At 72.2% G+C, this 3,546-nt stretch carries 3 protein-coding genes; all 3 read left to right on the plus strand.

Annotated elements, in window-relative coordinates; all coding sequences use genetic code 11:
• Positions 1-2: 2 nt before the first annotated feature.
• Genes ACQ5SO_RS21255 through ACQ5SO_RS21265 form a run of 3 tightly spaced genes read left to right on the plus strand, consistent with a single transcriptional unit; the run spans position 3 to position 3,546 of the window.
• The gene (locus tag ACQ5SO_RS21255; protein ID WP_430943655.1) at positions 3-827 is read left to right on the plus strand and encodes an FAD binding domain-containing protein; all 825 of its coding nucleotides are present in this window, start codon (positions 3-5) and stop codon (positions 825-827) included.
• Positions 824-1,303, plus strand: coding sequence for a (2Fe-2S)-binding protein (locus tag ACQ5SO_RS21260; protein WP_430943656.1), 480 nt, complete (start codon positions 824-826; stop codon positions 1,301-1,303). Before ACQ5SO_RS21255 ends, ACQ5SO_RS21260 begins: the two co-directional genes overlap by 4 nt.
• A complete protein-coding gene (locus ACQ5SO_RS21265; protein ID WP_430943657.1) occupies positions 1,303-3,546 on the plus strand; it encodes a xanthine dehydrogenase family protein molybdopterin-binding subunit in 2,244 nt (747 codons plus the stop codon). The genes ACQ5SO_RS21260 and ACQ5SO_RS21265 overlap by 1 nt, the downstream gene beginning before the upstream one ends.

A 3,546-nucleotide genomic window follows, 5' to 3' on the forward strand; every position in this document is an offset into this window, starting at 1 on the left:
CCATCGCGACCTCCGCCCCGGGGGTGACGCGCTTTCTCGCCGGGGGGACGGACGTGCTGGTGCAGATGCGCGCCGGGATGGTGCAGCCGGACGACGTGATCGACCTCAAGGGCATCCCCGGGGCGCTGGACATCGCGCGGACGGATGAGGGCGGCTGGCGGATCGGCGCGGCCGTGCCGGGCGCGCAGCTCGGCGCGCACGAGGGCCTCTGCGCCGACTGGCCGGGGGTGGTCGAGGGGATGGAGCTGGTCGGCTCGACCCAGGTGCAGGGCCGCGCGACGCTGGTCGGGAACCTGTGCAACGGCTCCCCGGCCGCCGATTCCACGCCGGGGCTGATCGCCGCCGGCGCCTCGGTCGAGATCGTCGGCCCGCAGGGGACCCGCACGGTTCCGGTCGAGCGGATCCCGGCCGGTCCGGGCAAGACCTCGCTGCAGCCGGGCGACGTGATCTCGGCCGTGATCCTGCCGCCGCGCGGGGCGGGGGGCGGCGACGCTTACCTGCGCTTCATCCCGCGCACCGAGATGGACATCGCGGTGGCGGGCTGCGCGGTCAGCCTGGCGGTGGCCGATGGCAAGGTGGTCTCGGCCCGCGTCGCGCTCGGCGCCGTCGCGGCGACCGTGGTCCTGGCCCCGAAGGCGGCCGAGGCGATCATGGGCACGGGTCTGGACGACGCGGCGCTCGAGGCGCTGGCGGCGGCCGCCCGCGCGGTCTGCGCGCCGATCGACGACAAGCGCGGGACGGTCGAGTTCCGCACCGACATCGCCGGGGTTCTGGCGAAACGCGCCGCGAAGATCGCCTTCGCCCGCGCGAAAGGAGAGAGCGCATGAGCCGCGTGCATGTCACCACGACCGTCAACGGCGACGCGGTCGAATTCCTCGCCGACCCGCGCGAGACGCTGCTGGACTGCCTGCGCGACCACCTGGGGCTGACCGGGTCGAAGGAAGGCTGCGGGACCGGCGATTGCGGGGCCTGCTCGGTCACGCTGGACGGAACCCTGGTCTGTTCGTGCCTGGTGCTGGGGGTCGAGGCCGAGGGCAAGTCCATCGGCACCATCGAGGGCGTCGCCGATGGCGGCGTGCTGCACCCGCTGCAGCGCAAGTTCGTGGAACACGCGGCGCTCCAGTGCGGCTTCTGCACCCCGGGCTTCCTGGTCGCCGCCAAGGCGCTGCTGGAGAAGACCCCCGACCCGACCGCGGAGGAGGTCCGCTACTGGCTCGCGGGCAACCTCTGCCGCTGCACCGGCTATGACAAGATCGTGCGCGCCGTCCTCGACGCCGCCGCCGAGATGAGGGAGACGGCCTGATGCCGAAGGACGAGATCACGGGGGCCGCGGCCCTCGTCGGAACCCGCCCCGACCGCCCCGACGGGCTCGACAAGGTCACCGGGCGCGCGCGCTACGGGGCCGATATCTCCGCCCCGGGGATGCTGTTCGCCGCCGTGGTCCGCTCGCCCCACGCCCATGCGCGGATCGTGCGGATCGACGCCAGCAAGGCCGAGGCGCTGGCCGGGGTGAAGGCCGTGGTCACCCGCGCCGACTTCCCCGAGGGGCTGACGGGCGAGGCGTGGAACCTGCAGGAAAACACCATCGCGGGGGAAAAGGCGCTTTATGACGGCCACGCGGTGGCCGCAATCGCCGCGACCTCGGCGCTGATCGCGCAGGACGCCGCGCGGCTGGTGGAGGTGGAGTACGAGGTCCTGCCGCACGTGACGGACGTGGACGAGGCGATGGCCGAGGGCGCCCCGGTGATCCGCGCGGGCGCCGCCGATCCGACCGTGCCGGAGGGCCTCCATCCCAACGTGGTGCGCTACATGGAGTTCGGCCGCGGCGATGTCGAGGCGGGCTTCGCCGAGGCGGATCTCGTGATGGAGAACGCCTACCGCACCGAGGCGACGCACCAGGGCTATATCGAGCCCCATGCCTGCCTCGGGCAGCTCGGCGCCGACGGCAAGGGCGAGATGTGGGTCTGCACCCAGGGCCAGTGGTTCATCCGCAAGATGTGCGCGGACGTGCTGGGCCTCGAGGCCGCGCAGCTGCGCGTGACCCCGTCCGAGATCGGCGGCGGCTTCGGCGGCAAGACCACCATCTTCATGGAGCCGCTGTCGCTGGCGCTGTCGAAGAAGGCGGGCGGACGGCCCGTGAAGCTGGTCATGTCCCGCTCCGAGGTGCTGCGCGCCACCGGCCCGACCGCCTCGGCGTCGATGGACGTGAAGATCGGCATGAAGAAGGACGGGACCATCACGGCGGCGAAGGCCGAGTTCCGCATGCAGGGCGGCGCCTTCCCCGGCGCGCCCGTGGACATGGCCCTCTATTGCGCCTTCGCGGGCTACAGGATCGCGAACATCCAGCACGTGGGCTACGACGTGCTCGCCAACCGCCCCAAATGCGCCGCCTACCGCGCCCCCGGCTCGCCCATGGGCGCCTTCGCGGTCGAAAGCCTGGTGGACGAGATGTGCCGCGAGCTGGGCCTCGACCCGGTCGAGACGCGCCTGAAGAACGCGGTGAAGGAAGGCGACCAGGCCAGCTACGGGCCCAAGTTCGGCTCCATCGGCCTCGTCGAGGTGCTCGAAGCGGTGAAGGCGCATCCCAACCTGCAGGCCCCGCTGGGCGCGAACCAGGGCCGCGGCATGGCCGTCGGCTACTGGTTCAACCATGGCGGCGAGACCTCGGTGTCGATGGCGATCGGCGAGGACGGGACCGCGCAGGTCTCGATCGGCACGCCCGATATCGGCGGTCTGCGCGCCTCCATCGGCCTGATGGTCGCCGAGACGCTGGGCATCCCGTACGAGGACGTCCGGGTCAACGTGGTCGAGACCGGCGCGCTGGGGGTGAACGAGCCCACGCACGGGTCGCGCGCCACCTTCGCCAGCGGCAAGGCGGCGGTGAAGGCCGCCGGACAGGCGATCCGGGAGATGTGCCGCCGCGCCGCGAAGGAATGGGGCATCGACGAGGACGCCGTCGAATGGGCGGACGGCGCCGCGCGCCCCGCGGGCCCCAATGCCGGCAAGTTCCCGCCGATGTCGATCAAGGAGATCGCGGGAAAGATGGGCTCGACCGGCGGGCCGATCTCGGGCCATCACGAGAGCACCATGGGCGGCGTCGGGGCCAGCTTCGGCGCGCATGTCGTGGATCTCGAGGTCGATCCCGAGACGGGGCGCAGCACGATCCTGCGCTACCTGGTGGTGCAGGATGCGGGGCGGGCGATCCACCCGGCCTATGTCGAGGGCCAGTACCAGGGCGGCGCCGCGCAGGGCATCGGCTGGGCGCTGAACGAGGAGTATGTCTACGGCAAGGACGGGCGGCTGCAGAACCCGGTCTTCCTCGACTACCGGGTGCCGGTGGCCTCGGACCTGCCGATGATCGACACGGTGATCGTGGAGGTTCCGAACCCGGGCCATCCCTACGGCGTGCGCGGCGTGGGCGAGACGGGGATCGCCCCGCCCCTCCCGGCCATCGCCAACGCCATCCACGCCGCCACCGGCGCAAGGCTGCGCCACCTGCCCATGGCGCCTCACAAGGTGCTGAAGGCGATGAAGGCGCGGGGCTGA

The sequence above is a fragment of the Rhodovulum sp. DZ06 genome (genome assembly GCF_050586345.1).
Lineage (GTDB): Bacteria > Pseudomonadota > Alphaproteobacteria > Rhodobacterales > Rhodobacteraceae > JBOCEF01.

Coding starts and splice junctions, on each gene's coding strand:
- ACQ5SO_RS21265 (WP_430943657.1), top strand. CDS start 1,303: ATGCCGAAGGACGAGATCACGGGGGCCGCGGCCCTCGTCGGAACCCGC.
- ACQ5SO_RS21260 (WP_430943656.1), top strand. CDS start 824: ATGAGCCGCGTGCATGTCACCACGACCGTCAACGGCGACGCGGTCGAA.